Annotated in this window: 12 protein-coding genes and 1 pseudogene; 3 read left to right on the top strand and 10 right to left on the bottom strand. The window is 43.8% G+C overall.

The window, feature by feature from the left end; all coding sequences use genetic code 11:
• Window positions 1-425: 425 nt before the first annotated feature.
• Both pepT and dcuC read left to right on the top strand, forming a co-directional pair.
• Complete coding sequence (gene pepT, locus SJ312_RS21220; protein WP_110592656.1) at window positions 426-1,679, top strand: peptidase T; 1,254 nt, start codon at window positions 426-428, stop codon at window positions 1,677-1,679.
• Window positions 1,676-3,049 (top strand): C4-dicarboxylate transporter DcuC, encoded by a 1,374-nt coding sequence (dcuC, locus tag SJ312_RS21215; protein WP_004264398.1) that lies wholly within the window; start codon window positions 1,676-1,678, stop codon window positions 3,047-3,049. The genes pepT and dcuC overlap by 4 nt, the downstream gene beginning before the upstream one ends.
• Window positions 3,050-3,120: 71 nt before the next feature.
• Here the strand turns inward: dcuC and SJ312_RS21210 are convergent, their stop codons facing one another.
• The 9 genes from SJ312_RS21210 to secE all read right to left on the bottom strand — a co-directional run bounded on the left by SJ312_RS21210 (window position 3,121) and on the right by secE (window position 16,478).
• Complete coding sequence (locus SJ312_RS21210; protein ID WP_110592657.1) at window positions 3,121-4,071, bottom strand: VWA domain-containing protein; 951 nt, start codon at window positions 4,069-4,071, stop codon at window positions 3,121-3,123.
• Between the two features lie 203 nt (window positions 4,072-4,274).
• Window positions 4,275-8,498 carry a DNA-directed RNA polymerase subunit beta' gene (gene rpoC / locus SJ312_RS21205; protein ID WP_004264390.1) on the bottom strand — a complete coding sequence of 1,408 codons (4,224 nt, stop codon included), beginning with the start codon at window positions 8,496-8,498 and terminating at the stop codon, window positions 4,275-4,277.
• A 108-nt stretch (window positions 8,499-8,606) separates the two neighbouring features.
• A complete protein-coding gene (gene rpoB, locus SJ312_RS21200) occupies window positions 8,607-12,635 on the bottom strand; it encodes a DNA-directed RNA polymerase subunit beta (RefSeq protein WP_004264386.1) in 4,029 nt (1,342 codons plus the stop codon).
• A 359-nt stretch (window positions 12,636-12,994) separates the two neighbouring features.
• Window positions 12,995-13,360, bottom strand: a complete 366-nt coding sequence (rplL, locus tag SJ312_RS21195) for a 50S ribosomal protein L7/L12 (RefSeq protein ID WP_004264384.1) — start codon at window positions 13,358-13,360, stop codon at window positions 12,995-12,997.
• Window positions 13,361-13,420: 60 nt separating this feature from the next.
• Window positions 13,421-13,918: a 50S ribosomal protein L10 gene (rplJ, locus tag SJ312_RS21190; protein WP_004264381.1), complete on the bottom strand. Its 498-nt coding sequence runs from the start codon at window positions 13,916-13,918 to the stop codon at window positions 13,421-13,423.
• Window positions 13,919-14,252: 334 nt separating this feature from the next.
• Window positions 14,253-14,954 (bottom strand): 50S ribosomal protein L1, encoded by a 702-nt coding sequence (gene rplA, locus SJ312_RS21185; RefSeq protein WP_004264380.1) that lies wholly within the window; start codon window positions 14,952-14,954, stop codon window positions 14,253-14,255.
• A 4-nt stretch (window positions 14,955-14,958) separates the two neighbouring features.
• Complete coding sequence (rplK, locus tag SJ312_RS21180; protein WP_004264379.1) at window positions 14,959-15,387, bottom strand: 50S ribosomal protein L11; 429 nt, start codon at window positions 15,385-15,387, stop codon at window positions 14,959-14,961.
• Between the two features lie 158 nt (window positions 15,388-15,545).
• Window positions 15,546-16,091, bottom strand: coding sequence for a transcription termination/antitermination protein NusG (gene nusG / locus SJ312_RS21175; protein ID WP_004264378.1), 546 nt, complete (start codon window positions 16,089-16,091; stop codon window positions 15,546-15,548).
• Entirely contained in the window at window positions 16,092-16,478 is a 387-nt protein-coding gene (secE, locus tag SJ312_RS21170; protein ID WP_004264377.1) for a preprotein translocase subunit SecE, read from the bottom strand.
• A 325-nt stretch (window positions 16,479-16,803) separates the two neighbouring features.
• Between secE and SJ312_RS21165 the strand changes: the two genes are divergently transcribed.
• Window positions 16,804-17,004 (top strand): hypothetical protein, encoded by a 201-nt coding sequence (locus SJ312_RS21165; RefSeq protein ID WP_036958857.1) that lies wholly within the window; start codon window positions 16,804-16,806, stop codon window positions 17,002-17,004.
• Window positions 17,005-17,098: 94 nt separating this feature from the next.
• On the opposite strand, the pseudogene SJ312_RS21160 reads toward SJ312_RS21165, so the two are convergent.
• Window positions 17,099-17,172: pseudogene (locus tag SJ312_RS21160) on the bottom strand (elongation factor Tu); the annotation flags it as partial.

The raw sequence follows: 17,172 nt of genomic DNA, 5'->3' as shown, positions 1-17,172 counted from the left end.
TCCATCTAATTTTCTATTAATTTTGCTAATTAAAATTTTTTATTTCTAGGAAAAATTATCTTTTGAACATCTAACAGCAATATATATTAATTAAATTTAAGATAGGATAAGCTTAAAATAAGGTGTTAAATAAAAAACACATCACGAAAGAATATTCTTACGATTTAATATCAATAATTTAACAATATTATTTAAGATGAAAAATAAGGCAGGAGTAAAGTCGTCCATTTTAATTCATTATTCGAATAATGCCACTATTAATTATCAATTTTATATTCTCACTAGCATTTCTTAGAAAAATTCAACAGGTCTGATATTCAGAATATCTTTAATTGTGATACAAGAATAATACTGTGAAATTAAATTACAGCCACAGATATAACTAATGTAAAATGCATTCTATAAGATGCTGGGGAATAAAAAGAATGAATATTGTTGAGCGGTTTATTTCTTATACCAAAATTAACACCACCACTGATAGGGAAAAGGGTGCGGCAGGAATTATGCCTTCCTCAGAAGGACAACGCGTCCTTGCGAAACAGCTGGTCCAAGAGTTAGAAGCTCTGGGCGTTGAAGATATTAAGCTGCGTGACACAGCTATTGTCACCGCAACTTTGCCTTCCAATCTTGATTATGATGTCCCAACCGTCGCTTTCTTCGGCCATTTAGACACTAGCGCAGAACAAACCAATGATACTAAAGCACAAATTTTGCCATACACCGGTGAAGATTTATGCATGAATAAAGAACTTAATATTTATCTACGTAAGAGTGAGTTCCCTGAATTAGTGAATTACATTGGTGATGACATAATTGTCACTGATGGAACTAGCCTATTAGGTGCTGACGATAAAGCGGCAATTGCCTCTATCATGGATATGCTGCAATACTTTAAGCAAAATCCAGAAATTAAGCACGGCACCATTAAAATTGGTTTCGTTCCAGATGAAGAGCAAGGCCTCCGTGGCGCAAAAGTCTTTGATGTTAAAGAGTTTGGTGCTGATTTTGCCTATACTTTGGACTGCTGCGGTATCGGTGAACTGGTGTATGAAAACTGGAACGCAGGTGATGCCGAAATCATCTTTACGGGTAAATCGGCTCATCCAATGTCCGCAAAAGGCAAACTGGTTAACTCATTATTAATGGCACAAAAATTTATTACCATGTTACCGGGTGGTGAAGCTCCTGAGTATACCGATGGACGCGAAGGCTATTATTGGGTGAAACAAATGTCAGGTAACAGCGCCCGTACTGTTTTAAAAATGGATGTGCGTGATTTTACCGAAGACGGCTATCGCAAACGTATGGCTTTCTTAAAACAATTAGCAGAGAGCTGCGAAAGCCTTTGGGGAAGCGAAAGTGTTGTTTGTAAGCTATCAGACCGCTACTCTAACGTTTACAATAGCCTACAAGGTGATAACCGTTACCCTATTGATATTGCCGTTGATGCCTACCAAGCTTGTGGTATCACACCAAAAGTCATTCCTATGCGTGGGGGTTATGATGGAGCTGCATTATCGCAAAATGGATTGCCTTGCCCTAATATCTTCACAGGCGCACATAACTTCCATTCAATCTATGAATATTTACCCGTTAAATCCCTACATGCCGCCAGCGATGTATTAAAACAAGTGGTACAAATCACCGCAGAACGCTTCAAACCAGGAGCTAAAGCATGATCCCAATTCTAACGGTTCTGATTATCGTTGTTTTGGTTGCGCGATTTATTTTAAAGGGGTACAAAGCTGAGCCAGTACTATTAATCGCTGGCTTAGTATTGATGATATTCACCCTAGCCCTTGGCTGGGGTCCAATCCTCCCTAAAAATGTCGCCACCACTGGTATCACTTGGCTCGACCCATTTGAAGTCATGCGAGATTTATTCAGTAGCCGCGCAGCGGATCTCGGTTTAATGATCATGGCATTGATGGGCTTTGCGCACTATATGGACCATATCGGTGCCAATGAAGCGGTAGTACGTGTTGCAACTAAACCACTGAAAAATATGCGTTCACCTTATGTACTGCTATTTTTCTCTTTCTTGCTGGCAAGTATCTTGCAATTAGCTATCCCATCAGCAACAGGCTTAGCCGTATTATTAATGGGAACCATGTTCCCAATTATGATTGGTTTGGGATTATCACCTGCTTCTGCGGCTGGGGTTATCGCAACTTCTCTTGGGGTGGCTTATACACCAACCGCGATTGATGCCATTCGTGGTGCGAAAGCGGTCGATATGTCTGTCGTTGAGTATGTGCTTTACTATCAAGGGCCAGCGGCATTAGCCACTGTATTGGTCGTCGGTATTACCCATATTTTCTGGCAACGTCACTGTGACCGAAAACAAGGTTTCGTACCTGAAATTGGTAAAGCCGTTCAGTCACATGAAAAAGAAGAAATTACTAAGTCAGTTCCTGGATATTATGCACTTCTTCCTATGCTCCCCATTATTATGGCGGTGGGAACGTCCAATTTGTTCTTTTCCGGTATTCACTTAGATGTTGTGACTATCGTGCTGATTGCGATGGCCATTTGCATGGTGATTGAAACACTTCGCGTACGTAATTTTAAAGCGGTTTGTAATGGCTTCCAAACATTTCTAAATGGTATGGGTCATGCATTCAGTAATGTGGTTGGCTTATTGGTTGCCGCTGGAGTGTTCGCTCATGGTATTAAAGTCAGTGGAGCAATTGACCAACTGATTTTAGGTGCTGAATCCGTCGGCTTGCCACCATTTGCCATGGCGATTGTGTTCGCACTCGTCACACTTGCCGCTGCTATTATTATGGGTTCAGGTAATGCGCCATTCCTCGCGTTCGTTGAGTTAATCCCACAAATTGCACATAGTATGGGCGTTAACCCTATTGCAATGATTTTACCAATGCAACAAGCCTCACACATGGGCCGAGGTATGTCCCCAGTCGCGGGGGTAATCATTGCCGTATCCAGTGGTGCAAAACTGCAGCCATTTGATGTGGTAAAACGAACCGCCGTGCCGCTGATGGTAGGTTTTGTGGCTCACTGTGCGATCATTGGTATTTTTTACTAATTACTATATTTACCATTCACATAATTAAAGCGGGAAATATTCCCGCTTTTACTTTTTCTAGCTAACCAATTCTAATGTTTACACTGACAATCTGAGGGGTCATCATGCTTGGGATCAGGGCAGCAAGAATCTATGGTCTTTTTTATAATATCAGACAATGTATTCACAGTATTTATAATGAGTGGCAAGTTTTCACAGACAGAATCACACTCTGAAAGCCTTCGATCTGGTTTGGCTGGTGGTATTAAGCTATCACATAATATTTCCTGTAAAACCAACGAGAAATTTGCAATCCCTGTGGTGTAAATGTACGCACGTCCGTCGGTTTCTTTGGCTAGTCGTTCATACTCCCTCGTCACGTTATCTCTATCAGCAAGAGTCGGAAAACGATCTAGATTTGTTGGGCTATCATCCGGTGTACCTTGGTAGGTATACACCTTAATTCCTCTTTCTTGAGCGACAGATATGGCTTCATTATTTTTTGCAATCGCAGCACGAGTAAGAATTCCACCGCCACCTTCCATCCCTTCATCACCCAGCACAAAAATAGCCCTACGCGCATCATCTCGCCAATCAAAGTGTTTACTAATATCAATAACCGCACGACATAAATCTTCTTTATTTCCAGCATGATCTCGTCCATCGGATTCTTTAAACGGTAATCTTGCTTGTAAATCCCTTTCGTTCGCACCGATCTTAATTAAATATTCACTGGCAGATTGATCAAACTTCGTATTTGCCCAAGTCCCTTCGATACCTAAAAATGTCGCCCGAAGGTGAGATGGACACTTTGCTGATGCCGCCTCAATCGTCGCATCAATCTGTTTACTTAAATCCCCTGCTTCATCAGACATTGAGCCACTAGTATCAATAACAACAACTAAATCTAATGCAATTTGCCCATTTCCCGTCACTATCTGAGATGTATTTATGGCCCCTAATGAGTCTGATAATATTCCATGATAAGCCGAGAGATTAGCTTGATTCACATCAACCTGTTCATTTGTCTTTTTTTTATCCATCGCATATTCCTATTAAATAATTTAAAAATAATTTTTATTACCGTTTATTTTTAGCCAAGCAATTTATTATTCATTTTTTTTACTGCTGGATATATTTTAAAAATAGAAATACGCGTTACATATTCAGATAAACCTAAGACATAAAAAAAGCCAGTACCTTTCGGCACTGGCTTTTGTCAGGCGTTTTACAGTGAAATCAGAAATTAGTTCTGGTTGTCACTGCTAAAACCTGCATTTAACAGCTCAGCTAAGTTTGCTGTTGCTTCGTCTGCACTGACTTGTGGTGCATCCACAACGTCGTTCAGATGACGGCGGCGGATACGGTCTTGGTGATACGCAAAACCAGTACCTGCTGGGATCAGGCGTCCAACAATTACGTTTTCTTTCAGACCACGTAATTCGTCACGTTTACCCGCAACTGCGGCTTCAGTCAGTACGCGTGTCGTTTCTTGGAACGATGCTGCTGAGATAAAGGATTCTGTTGCCAGAGATGCCTTAGTAATACCCAACAGATCACGAGCAAAGTTCGCTGGAATTTTGCCTTCTTGTTCCAGTTTACGGTTAGAAACTTTAACACGTGAGTACTCGACTTGTTCACCTTCGAGGAATTCAGAACTTCCTGCATCCGCGATAGTCACTTTACGCAGCATCTGACGAACGATAACTTCAATGTGTTTATCGTTAATCTTAACGCCTTGTAAGCGGTAAACTTCCTGAACCTCATTAGTGATATAACGCGTAACAGCATGGACACCACGCAGACGCAGAATATCATGTGGAGATTCTGGACCATCGGAAACCACGTCACCACGTTCAACGATCTCACCTTCGAACACGTTGAGTTGACGCCATTTAGGGATCATCTCTTCGTACGGATCGCTACCATCTAATGGTGTGATAACCAGACGACGTTTCCCTTTGGTTTCTTTACCAAACGAGATAATACCGCTGATTTCAGCCAAGATTGCAGGCTCTTTCGGACGACGTGCTTCGAACAAGTCAGCTACGCGTGGTAGACCACCCGTGATATCTTTAGTACCCACAGATTCTTGTGGAATACGCGCTAAGGTATCACCGACGTTGATTGCGATGCCATCATCTAACTGAACAATTGCTTTACCCGGTAAGAAGTACTGAGCAGGCATGTCCGTGTTAGGAATAAGAACATCGTTACCATTTGCGTCAATAACACGTAGTGCAGGACGCAGGTCTTTACCACCACTGGTACGTTCCGCAGTATCCAGAACAACGATTGAAGACAGACCGGTTAATTCGTCAGTCTGACGCGTCATTGTTTGGCCATCAAGCATGTCAGAGAAGCTGATAATACCCGATACTTCACTGACAACTGGCATTGTATGTGGATCCCAGTTCGCAACAGTTTCACCGCCCGTTACTGCATCGCCATCGCCTTTCGTCAAGTGCGCACCGTAAGGGACTTTATAGCTTTCTTTCGTACGACCGAATTCGTCAATTAGGCGCAATTCTGTATTACGTGAAGTAATAACCAGTTTGCCTTCTGAGTTCGTAACGAATTTCGCGTTAACCAGTTTCAGAGTACCTGTGTTACGGACCTGAATGCTAGATTCTGCCGCCGCACGAGATGCCGCACCCCCGATATGGAACGTACGCATCGTTAACTGTGTACCCGGCTCACCGATTGACTGTGCCGCGATAACCCCGATAGCTTCACCTTTGTTGATGATATGACCACGAGCAAGGTCACGACCATAACAGTGAGCACACACACCGAAGTCAGTTTCACAACTTACAACTGAACGAACTTTAACGCTGTCGACTGAGTTAGCTTCTAACAGGTCACACAGTTTTTCGTGCAGTAATGTATTACGTGGAACCAGAATGTCTGCCGTTCCTGGGATCAGGATATCTTCTGCAGTCACACGACCCAGTACACGCTCACGCAGTGGCTCTTTAACGTCGCCACCCTCGATAACCGGAGTCATCAGGATACCTTCGTGAGTTCCACAGTCGTCTTCAGTCACAACCAAGTCCTGTGCAACGTCAACTAAACGACGAGTCAGATAACCGGAGTTCGCTGTTTTCAATGCGGTATCGGCAAGACCTTTACGCGCACCGTGCGTAGAAATAAAGTACTGGAGAACGTTCAGACCTTCACGGAAGTTCGCCGTGATTGGTGTTTCGATGATGGAACCATCTGGCTTAGCCATCAGACCACGCATACCTGCTAGCTGACGAATCTGAGCTGCAGAACCACGAGCACCGGAGTCGGCCATCATAAAGATACTGTTGAAAGAAACTTGTTGTTCTTCGACGCCATCACGGTTAATAACCGCTTCAGTCGACAAGTTTTCCATCATCGCTTTAGCAACACGTTCGTTTGCTGCTGCCCAGATATCGATAACTTTGTTGTAACGTTCGCCTGCTGTAACCAGACCAGACTGGAACTGTTCCTGAATTTCTGCAACTTCGGCTTCTGCTTCGGCGATGATCCCAGCTTTTTTCTCTGGAATAACCATATCGTCGATACCAACTGATGCACCAGAACGTGCCGCATAGGCAAAACCGGTATACATGATTTGGTCAGCAAAAATAACAGTAGGCTTCAGGCCCAGAACACGGTAACAGGTGTTCAGCATTTTGGAGATAGCTTTCTTACCTAACGCTTGGTTTACCAGAGCATAAGGCAGACCTTTCGGTACGATCATCCATAAAATTGCACGACCAACAGTGGTGTCAACTAAACCAGTGTTGATTGTAATGTTACCTTCCGAATCTTTTACTTCTTCAGTGATACGGACTTTAACCCGGGCATGCAGTGACGCATGACCTGAACGGTAAACACGCTCAGCTTCTTTAGGACCGGCTAATACCATGCCCTCGCCTTTCGCGTTTACGCAGTCACGTGTCATGTAGTAAAGACCCAATACAACGTCCTGAGAAGGAACGATGATCGGCTCACCACTTGCAGGTGACAGGATGTTGTTAGTCGACATCATCAACGCACGTGCTTCTAACTGAGCTTCCAGAGTCAGAGGAACGTGTACCGCCATTTGGTCTCCATCGAAGTCGGCGTTGTATGCCGCACAAACGAGTGGGTGCAATTGGATAGCTTTACCTTCGATAAGAATAGGTTCGAAAGCTTGGATACCCAGACGGTGAAGTGTTGGTGCACGGTTCAGCATGACTGGGTGTTCACGGATAACTTCATCCAAGATATCCCAAACAACCGCTTCTTCGCGCTCAACCATTTTCTTCGCAGCTTTAATGGTTGTTGCCAGACCACGTAATTCTAATTTGCCATAGATAAATGGTTTGAATAACTCAAGAGCCATTTTCTTCGGCAGACCGCACTGATGCAGGCGCAGGTATGGACCTACGGTGATAACAGAACGACCTGAGTAGTCAACACGCTTACCAAGTAAGTTCTGACGGAAACGACCTTGTTTACCTTTGATCATATCAGCCAAAGATTTCAGAGGACGTTTGTTAGAACCAGTGATTGCGCGACCACGACGACCGTTATCTAACAGGGCGTCAACCGCTTCTTGCAACATACGTTTTTCGTTACGTACGATGATGTCTGGCGCAGCCAGATCCAGAAGACGTTTCAGACGGTTATTACGGTTGATTACGCGACGATACAGATCGTTCAGATCTGATGTTGCGAAACGACCACCATCCAGTGGAACTAATGGACGCAGATCCGGTGGTAATACTGGTAATACGTTTAAGATCATCCACTCTGGTTTGTTACCAGATTGAATAAATGCTTCCAGCAGTTTGATACGCTTAGTCAGCTTCTTACGCTTAGTTTCAGAGTTAGTTTCATTTAACTCTTCGCGCAGCGTTTCACACTCGTTCTCAAGATCGAGGTTTTTCAGCAGGCCTTGGATAGCTTCGGCACCCATTTTCGCATCAAATTCGTCACCGAACTCTTCCAGCGCATCTAAATATTGCTCTTCTGTCAGAATCTGTGCACGCTCAAGGCTAGTCATACCGCCTTCAACAACTACATATGATTCAAAGTACAGAACGCGTTCGATATCACGCAGTGGCATATCAAGCAGCAAGCCGATACGGGATGGCAGTGATTTTAAGAACCAAATGTGTGCAGTCGGAGATGCAAGTTCAATGTGACCCATGCGCTCACGACGGACTTTGGTCTGTGTAACTTCTACGCCACACTTCTCACAAATCACACCGCGGTGTTTTAAACGTTTGTACTTACCGCACAGACATTCATAGTCTTTTACTGGCCCGAAAATACGCGCACAGAAAAGACCGTCACGCTCAGGTTTGAACGTACGGTAGTTAATGGTTTCTGGCTTTTTAACTTCACCGAATGACCATGAACGGATCATATCAGGTGATGCCAGAGCAATCTTGATAGCATCAAACTCTTCGGTCTTGGTTTGCGCTTTCAGAAACTTTATTAAGTCTTTCACAAAATGCTCCTGTCGGAGTTAGACCTGTCAGGTGAGTATTCAAAGACACTCTCCCCAAATCCCAGTGCTTACATGTGCCGGAAAGCAAGCTTTCCGGCATAAAACGAATTACTCGTCTTCCAGCTCGATGTTGATACCCAGTGAACGGATTTCTTTCAGCAATACGTTGAAAGATTCCGGCATACCAGGTTCCATCTGATGGCTACCATCGACGATGTTTTTATACATCTTCGTACGGCCGTTAACGTCATCCGATTTAACTGTAAGCATTTCTTGAAGAGTATAGGCTGCACCGTATGCTTCCAGTGCCCACACTTCCATCTCCCCGAAACGCTGACCACCGAACTGCGCTTTACCACCCAGCGGTTGCTGAGTAACCAAGCTGTAAGAACCTGTTGAACGGGCATGCATCTTATCGTCAACCAAGTGGTTCAGTTTCAGCATGTACATGTAGCCGACAGTAACTTGACGCTCAAAACGCTCGCCAGTACGACCATCGAATAATGTAATCTGACCTGAAGTCGGCAGACCGCCCAGTTTCAGCAGTTCTTTGATTTCTTTCTCTTTCGCACCATCAAATACTGGTGTTGCAATTGGCATACCTTTTTTCAGGTTCTCAGCCAAACGCATAACTTCTTCGTCAGTGAAAGTGTTCAAATCAACTTTCTGGCGTGGATCATCACCTAAATCGTATGCTTTTTGGATAAACTCACGCAGTTTGGCAACTTCTTCTTGCTGTTTAAGCATAGCATTGATTTTCTCACCAATACCTTTCGCTGCCATCCCTAAGTGGGTTTCCAAAATCTGACCGATGTTCATACGTGATGGTACGCCCAGCGGGTTCAGAACGATATCAACTGGGTTACCGTTTTCATCGTAAGGCATGTCTTCAACTGGGTTGATTTTTGAGATAACACCTTTGTTACCATGGCGACCCGCCATTTTATCACCCGGTTGGATCTGACGTTTAACAGCCAGATAAACCTTAACAATTTTCAGTACACCCGGTGCTAAGTCATCACCTTGAGTAATTTTACGACGTTTTGCATCGAGTTTTTTCTCGAACTCAGATTTCAGTTCGTCATACTGTTCAGCTAATTGCTCTAACTGGTTTTGCTTCTCTTCGTCTGCTAAAGATAACTCTAACCAACGGTCGCGAGGCAGTTTGTCCAGTTTTTCAGCTTCAATTCCGCCGTTAACCAGTACAGAACGGATACGTGCAAACAGGCCAGCTTCGAAAATACGCAGCTCTTCTGTTAAGTCTTTCTTCGCATCACGTAACTGAGTTTCTTCGATCTCTAATGCACGTTTGTCTTTCTCTACACCGTCACGGGTAAATACTTGTACGTCAATAACCGTACCAGATACACCGTTAGGAACACGTAAAGAAGAGTCTTTAACGTCTGATGCTTTTTCACCGAAGATAGCACGCAACAGTTTCTCTTCTGGAGTCAGTTGAGTTTCACCTTTAGGTGTTACTTTACCAACCAGAATGTCGCCGCCTTTCACTTCCGCACCAATATACACGATACCGGATTCGTCAAGTTTAGACAGAGCAGCTTCACCGACGTTTGGAATATCTGCAGTGATTTCTTCAGGCCCTAATTTAGTGTCACGAGACACACAAGAGAGCTCTTGAATATGAATAGTTGTGAAACGGTCTTCTTGAACAACACGCTCAGAAACTAAGATGGAGTCTTCGAAGTTATAACCATTCCATGGCATGAATGCCACGCGCATGTTTTGACCAAGTGCTAATTCGCCGAGGTCTGTTGAAGGACCATCCGCTAACACGTCACCACGTTCAACAGGTTCACCTAAAGATACACAAGGCATCTGGCTAATACAGGTGTTCTGGTTAGAACGGGTATATTTAGTCAGGTTATAAATATCGATTCCAGCTTCGCCTGGGTACATCTCATCTTCGTTAACTTTGATAACGATACGAGAAGCATCAACGTACTGAACCGAACCACCACGTCTTGCAACAGCAGTAACACCAGAGTCAACCGCTACTGCACGTTCCATACCTGTACCAACTAATGGTTTGTCGGCACGTAAAGTAGGAACCGCTTGACGTTGCATGTTCGCACCCATCAATGCACGGTTGGCGTCATCGTGTTCAAGGAATGGGATCAGTGACGCACCAACAGAAACAACCTGTTGAGTCGAAACGTCCATATATTCAACCTGTTCACGGCTGAATAAGCTTGATTCACCTTTGTTACGGCAAGTAATCAGTTCTTCAACAAAGCTACCATCATCACCTAAAACGGTATTCGCCTGAGCAATGATGAAGTTACCTTCTTCAATTGCAGACAAATAATGGATTTCGTCTGTTACTAAGCCATCGCGGACTAAACGGTATGGGGTTTCTAAGAAACCGTACTCATTGGTCTGTGCATAAACAGATAATGAGTTGATCAGACCGATGTTTGGACCTTCAGGCGTTTCGATTGGACAAACGCGACCGTAGTGAGTTGGGTGAACGTCACGTACTTCGAAGCCCGCACGCTCACGAGTCAGACCACCTGGGCCTAACGCAGAGATACGACGCTTGTGCGTAATTTCAGACAGCGGGTTGTTCTGGTCCATAAATTGGGACAGCTGGCTGGAACCAAAGAACTCTTTAACTGCGGCTGAAATTGGTTTCGCGTTGATCATATCTTGTGGCATTAATGCATCGAGGTCGCCCAGAGAAAGACGCTCTTTCACTGCACGCTCAACACGAACCAGACCGACACGGAATTGGTTCTCTGCCATTTCACCAACGGAACGAATACGACGGTTACCTAAGTGGTCGATATCATCCACTTCGCCTTTACCGTTACGGATATCGATGAGTTTACGCATAACATCAATGATGTCTTCTTCACTCAGGATACCTGAACCTTCGATTTCTTCACGGTTCAGTGAACGGTTGAACTTCATGCGACCTACTGCAGACAAGTCGTAACGATCTTCAGAGAAGAATAAGTTATCAAACAGGTTTTCAGCGGCTTCACGGGTTGGTGGCTCACCAGGACGCATCATGCGGTAGATTTCTACCAATGCACTCAGACGATCGTTAGTTGGGTCGACACGAACGGTTTCAGAAATGTAAGCACCATGGTCTAAGTCATTGGTAAACAATGTTTCGATTGTTTTATGACCAGACTGGCTCAGACGTGCCAACATATCTAAAGAAAGTTCCATGTTCGCTGCACAAATCAGCTCACCAGTACTTTCATCAATATAGTCTCTAGCAACGACTTTACCTGCGATATATTCAACAGGAACTTCGATGCTATTCACTTCTTCTTTTTCTAACTGACGAATGTGACGTGCAGTGATACGGCGGCCTTTTTCTACATAGACTTTACCGTTCGCTTCGATATCAAATGAAGCTGTCTCACCACGTAAACGCTCAGGAACCAGCGTCATCATCAGTTTATTATCACGGATTTGGAATACAGTTTTTTCGAAGAACAGATTTAAGATTTCTTCGGTATTGTAATCCATTGCACGCAGAATAATGGTCGCAGGTAATTTACGGCGACGGTCAATACGTACAAACAGGTTATCTTTCGGGTCAAATTCGAAATCAAGCCATGAACCACGGTAAGGGATAATACGTGCGTTATATAGCACTTTACCTGAAGAGTGTGTTTTACCTTTATCGCTGTCGAAGAATACACCAGGACTACGGTGTAACTGAGAAACGATAACACGCTCAGTACCGTTGATAACGAAAGTTCCGTTTTCAGTCATGAGTGGAATTTCACCCATGTAGACTTCTTGTTCTTTGATGTCTTTAACAGTTCCTTCCGGTGCTTCACGCTCATAAACGATGAGACGCAATTTCACACGTAAAGGCGCAGAGTAAGTTACACCGCGAATTTGACATTCTTTAACATCAAAAACAGGCTCGCCTAAACGATAGCTGACATATTGTAATTCAGCATTACCGCTGTAGCTCTGAATTGGAAACACAGAACGGAAAGCTGCTTCCAGCCCATTCTGGCCATCTGGATCTTGCTCGATAAACTTCTGGAACGAGTCAAGTTGGATAGAAAGGAGATAAGGTATGTCCAAAACTTGTGGACGCTTACCAAAGTCCTTACGGATACGTTTTTTCTCGGTATAGGAGTAAACCATAGGTTTCCTCAGCTCGTTGATCAGTGACCCAAGTGGTTAGCTCTTAGTATAAGAGACTGAACCGCAACGCGTTTTTTTATAAGAAACGGAAAATGAATACTTTCCTTAATACTCATTGCTATTACTCTTAAATCATTTCATTGCGTTGCCATTGCTACCGAGCTACCCGAGCGGGTCGTAGCGAAGAACACAGTATATTAAGTCGTCAATAGAAAGAAGTATTGGAGGGTTGTTGTTAACATTAAAACTGCGTGAAAAGCTGTTAACACCCATCACGCTTTACAGCGCAAAAAGGCTGGTGATTAAAAAATCACCAGCCGTCAGCCTAATTAGATTAGGCTGCGTTCTTGTAATTGAACTTATTTAAGTTCAACAGAAGCGCCTGCTTCTTCAAGAGATTTTTTCAGAGCTTCAGCTTCGTCTTTGCTCGCGCCTTCTTTGATGGTCGCTGGAGCAGACTCTACCATATCTTTAGCTTCTTTCAGGCCAAGACCGGTTGCGCCACGAACTGCTTTGATAACTGCAACTTTGTTACCGCCAACAGCTGACAGTACAACGTCAAATTCAGTTTTTTCTTCAGCAGCTTCAGCTGGGCCCGCAGCAACAGCAACAGCTGCAGCAGCAGAAACGCCGAATTTTTCTTCCATCATAGTAATCAGTTCAACAACGTCCATTACAGACATTTCTGCAACTGCATCAAGGATTTGGTCTTTAGTGATAGACATAACAAGTGTTCCTAAAATTCAGAAATAGTTTATACGTTAAAAAGCAACGAAGGAAAGGGCTTATGCAGCTTCTTTCTGATCGCGCAGAGCAGCCAGAGTACGAACCAATTTGCCGGCAGCGGCTTCTTTCATGGTTGACATCAGGCGTGCGATTGCTTCATCGTAAGTTGGGAGAGTTGCCAGACGATCGATATCTTTCGCTTGGATTAACTCACCTTCAAAGGCCGCAGCTTTAATCTCAAATGCTGGATTCGCTTTCGCGAACTCTTTGAACAGACGAGCGCCAGCGCCCGGGTGTTCGTTAGAGAAAGCAATTAAGGTTGGACCGACAAACACGTCTTTCAGTACATCGTAAGAAGTACCTTCAACAGCACGACGAATCAGTGTGTTACGAACAACACGGATATAAACGCCTGCTTCGCGACCTGCTTTACGCAGTTCAGTCATTTTTGCTACAGTTACGCCGCGTGAATCAGCAACAACTGCAGAAAGCGCGCCTTTGGCTACTTCGCTGACTTCAGCAACAATCGCTTGTTTGTCTTGAAGATTTAGTGCCATTAGCTTCTTGCTCCTGGATTAACCGGGAAAACCCGGGACTCACATCACTCAAACACAACATTATGTAAGAGCGCTAAAACACGGTGAGCAGAATAGAATCCAGAATTAAATTCTAGGTATCTCTGTCACCGTCTACGCAGGTAAATTAAGTAGCTATTATAACTAATAAACCACACCTGCGGTCTTGGACGGGGTCTGGAAAGGCCAGACTCCATACCGAAATTCGTGGTTTGTTGGATACATTTTGTGTACCCAACAAACTCAAGGCGTCAAATTTTATACAAATTTGACGCAAAGGTAAAGCCTAATTACCAATTAGCCGAAGCTATCGCAATTAAACTGTCGCTGACAGACCAGCTTGGTCAACAGCAACACCTGCACCCATAGTGGTGGACAGGCTAACTTTCTTGATGAAAACACCTTTAGCAGAAGCTGGTTTTGCTTTTTTCAGCGCGATCAGCAGTGCTTCTAAGTTTTCTTTCAGTTTGTTAGCGTCGAAATCAACTTTACCAATAGTGGTGTGGATGATTCCGTTTTTGTCATTACGGTAACGAACCTGACCTGCTTTAGCATTGTTAACTGCTTCAGCAACGTTTGGAGTTACAGTACCAACTTTCGGGTTTGGCATCAGACCACGTGGGCCTAAAACTTGACCTAATTGGCCAACAACGCGCATTGCATCTGGAGAAGCAATAACAACGTCAAAGTCCATTTCACCAGCTTTGATTTTATCAGCCAGATCTTCCATACCTACCAGTTCAGCACCTGCAGCTTTAGCAGCTTCAGCGTTTGCGCCTTGTGCGAACACAGCAACGCGAACTGAACGGCCAGTACCGTGTGGCAGTACAGTTGCACCGCGAACGTTTTGGTCAGATTTACGAGCATCGATGCCCAGGTTGATAGCTACGTCAACGCTTTCTACGAATTTAGCAGTTGCTAATTCTTTCAGCAGTGCAACGGCTTCATTGATGTCATACTGTTTAGTTGCATCAACTTTTTCACGGATATTGCGCATGCGCTTAGTCAGTTTAGCCATTGTCTTAGTCCTCCACTACCAGGCCCATGGAACGAGCAGTACCTTCAATTGAACGCATCATTGCGTCAACATCAGCACCAGTCATGTCCGCAGCTTTAGTTTCAGCGATTTCGCGAATCTGAGCAGAGGTCACTTTACCAACTTTGTCTTTGTTCGGCTTACCTGAACCAGACTTAACGCCAGCTGCTTTTTTCAGAAGAACTGCTGCAGGTGGAGTTTTGGTAACGAAAGTGAAAGAACGGTCTGCGTAAACAGTAATAACAACAGGAATTGGTAAACCTTTTTCCAGGCTGTCTGTTTTTGCGTTGAACGCTTTACAGAATTCCATGATGTTAACACCTTGTTGACCCAGTGCTGGACCAACCGGTGGACTTGGGTTCGCCATACCAGCTGCAACTTGCAGCTTAACGTAGGCTTGAACTTTCTTAGCCATGATATTTCCTCTAGATGGGTGATAGCGCCTTACGGTTTGCAAGGCTCCCCGTTACATTAAACATGCCCCGCACATTAATTTGCGCCGAACATAAAAACAAAAGGCGCGAAATTGTAGTCAAATTTCACGCCTTTTGCAAGTCAGTTTTGTCGTTTAGATTAGGCTTTTTCTACCTGACCAAAATCCAATTCGACTGGAGTTGCACGACCGAAGATAGAAACAGACACTTTCAAGCGGCTCTTTTCATAATCAATTTCTTCAACCACACCGTTAAAGTCAGCAAACGGACCTTCGCTAACACGAACCATTTCACCCGGTTCAAACAGTGTTTTCGGACGTGGTTTATCACCAACTTGTTGTAAGCGGTTCATGATAGCATCAACTTCTTTATCGCTAATTGGCGCTGGACGATCTGACGTCCCGCCAATGAACCCCATTACACGCGGTACACTACGCACTAAGTGCCAAGAGTCATCATTCATGACCATTTGGACTAAGACATAGCCTGGGAAGAATTTACGTTCACTCTTACGGCGCTGACCGCTACGGATTTCAACAACTTCTTCTGTTGGAACCATAACTTCGCCAAAAGAATCTTCCATAGCATGTAATTTGATATGTTCACGTAAAGATTGTGCTACGCGACCTTCAAAACCAGAGAATGCCTGAATGACATACCAGCGCTTTTTAGGTGAATCGGACATTTAGAATAACCTCAGGCTTGTAATAAATGAAACTAAACGCACCAGGATACCATCTAGTCCCCACAGTATTAATGACATTACAGCCGTTACTGCAGCAACAATTAAAGTAGTTTGTAATGTTTCCTGGCGAGTAGGCCAAATGACTTTTCTCATCTCGACGCGAGCTTCGCGTGCAAACGCCAGTGTTGCTTTACCTTTTGTGGTCCATAAAGCGACAGCACCTGCAATAGCGACAACAGCCACAACTGCAAAAGCACGCAGCGCGAGATTATATTGACGGAAGTAATAATTACCAACAATAGCAATTATTAATAAGGCACAGACAATGATCCACTTGAAGATGTCTGCACTGCGTCCACTTCCTTGAGCTTCGCTATTCGCACTCATAATTCAACCTGTTACCATGAAGTATGTACAAAGCTTGCTTGTTTACAAAGGTAAGACAACCAAGCCAAACCAATAGAATATGCCAACATATCCCTCAATTACTACAAACTAAGCCTGCAAAAATTTGATAGGGATATCAATAGCATCACCTGCGATCTAAAAAGTAATTAGCCTTGTTAATGGAGGTAATTAGCGTTATTCGTTCTGCAAAAATAACAAGTTGCAGTAACATTTTATTTCGCAAGTACTACGTGTACGTCAGTACTATCACTTTACAAGTGCTACCCATTTCACAAGTGCTATTCCATTTTGCAGGAATTTCAGCATGCCCAGTAAATTTTTTAACTACACCAATCAAGAAAGTGACTTTCTTTTTGTGGCAGCAGTAAAATATACCATATCTTCCGAGCAAAACCTTAATAAATCTCATATAACTGCGCAAAGTAGCCCGCACAGTTATCAATTCGTTGTTTCAGAGCCTATCTCACCAATAATTATACAAATGATTGATGAGATAGGTTCTTAATTTTGCAACGTCTGAATTTTGCAACGTATAAAAAGGACGTCTATTAGACGCCCTTTTTTACTAAGTGGTTCTTTCTTATTCAGAAAGAGCGGTATTATGCAATAATTTTTGCAACAACACCCGCACCTACAGTACGGCCACCTTCACGGATTGCGAAACGTAAACCGT

Source organism: Providencia sp. CIM-Carb-044 (genome assembly GCF_033901115.1).
GTDB lineage: Bacteria > Pseudomonadota > Gammaproteobacteria > Enterobacterales > Enterobacteriaceae > Providencia > Providencia hangzhouensis.
The sequence above is the reverse complement of the archived record's forward strand: the minus strand, read 5'-3'. Positions and strand labels throughout refer to the sequence as shown.

Excerpts from the sequence above, each read along its gene's own strand:
- rplK (WP_004264379.1), bottom strand. The coding sequence starts at position 15,387 with ATGGCTAAGAAAGTTCAAGCCTACGTTAAGCTGCAAGTTGCAGCTGGT.
- SJ312_RS21210 (WP_110592657.1), bottom strand. The coding sequence starts at position 4,071 with ATGGATAAAAAAAAGACAAATGAACAGGTTGATGTGAATCAAGCTAAT.
- rplL (WP_004264384.1), bottom strand. The coding sequence starts at position 13,360 with ATGTCTATCACTAAAGACCAAATCCTTGATGCAGTTGCAGAAATGTCT.
- rpoB (WP_004264386.1), bottom strand. The coding sequence starts at position 12,635 with ATGGTTTACTCCTATACCGAGAAAAAACGTATCCGTAAGGACTTTGGT.
- rplA (WP_004264380.1), bottom strand. The coding sequence starts at position 14,954 with ATGGCTAAACTGACTAAGCGCATGCGCAATATCCGTGAAAAAGTTGAT.
- SJ312_RS21165 (WP_036958857.1), top strand. The coding sequence starts at position 16,804 with ATGCCCAGTAAATTTTTTAACTACACCAATCAAGAAAGTGACTTTCTT.
- dcuC (WP_004264398.1), top strand. The coding sequence starts at position 1,676 with ATGATCCCAATTCTAACGGTTCTGATTATCGTTGTTTTGGTTGCGCGA.
- nusG (WP_004264378.1), bottom strand. The coding sequence starts at position 16,091 with ATGTCCGATTCACCTAAAAAGCGCTGGTATGTCATTCAGGCATTCTCT.
- rplJ (WP_004264381.1), bottom strand. The coding sequence starts at position 13,918 with ATGGCACTAAATCTTCAAGACAAACAAGCGATTGTTGCTGAAGTCAGC.
- pepT (WP_110592656.1), top strand. The coding sequence starts at position 426 with ATGAATATTGTTGAGCGGTTTATTTCTTATACCAAAATTAACACCACC.
- secE (WP_004264377.1), bottom strand. The coding sequence starts at position 16,478 with ATGAGTGCGAATAGCGAAGCTCAAGGAAGTGGACGCAGTGCAGACATC.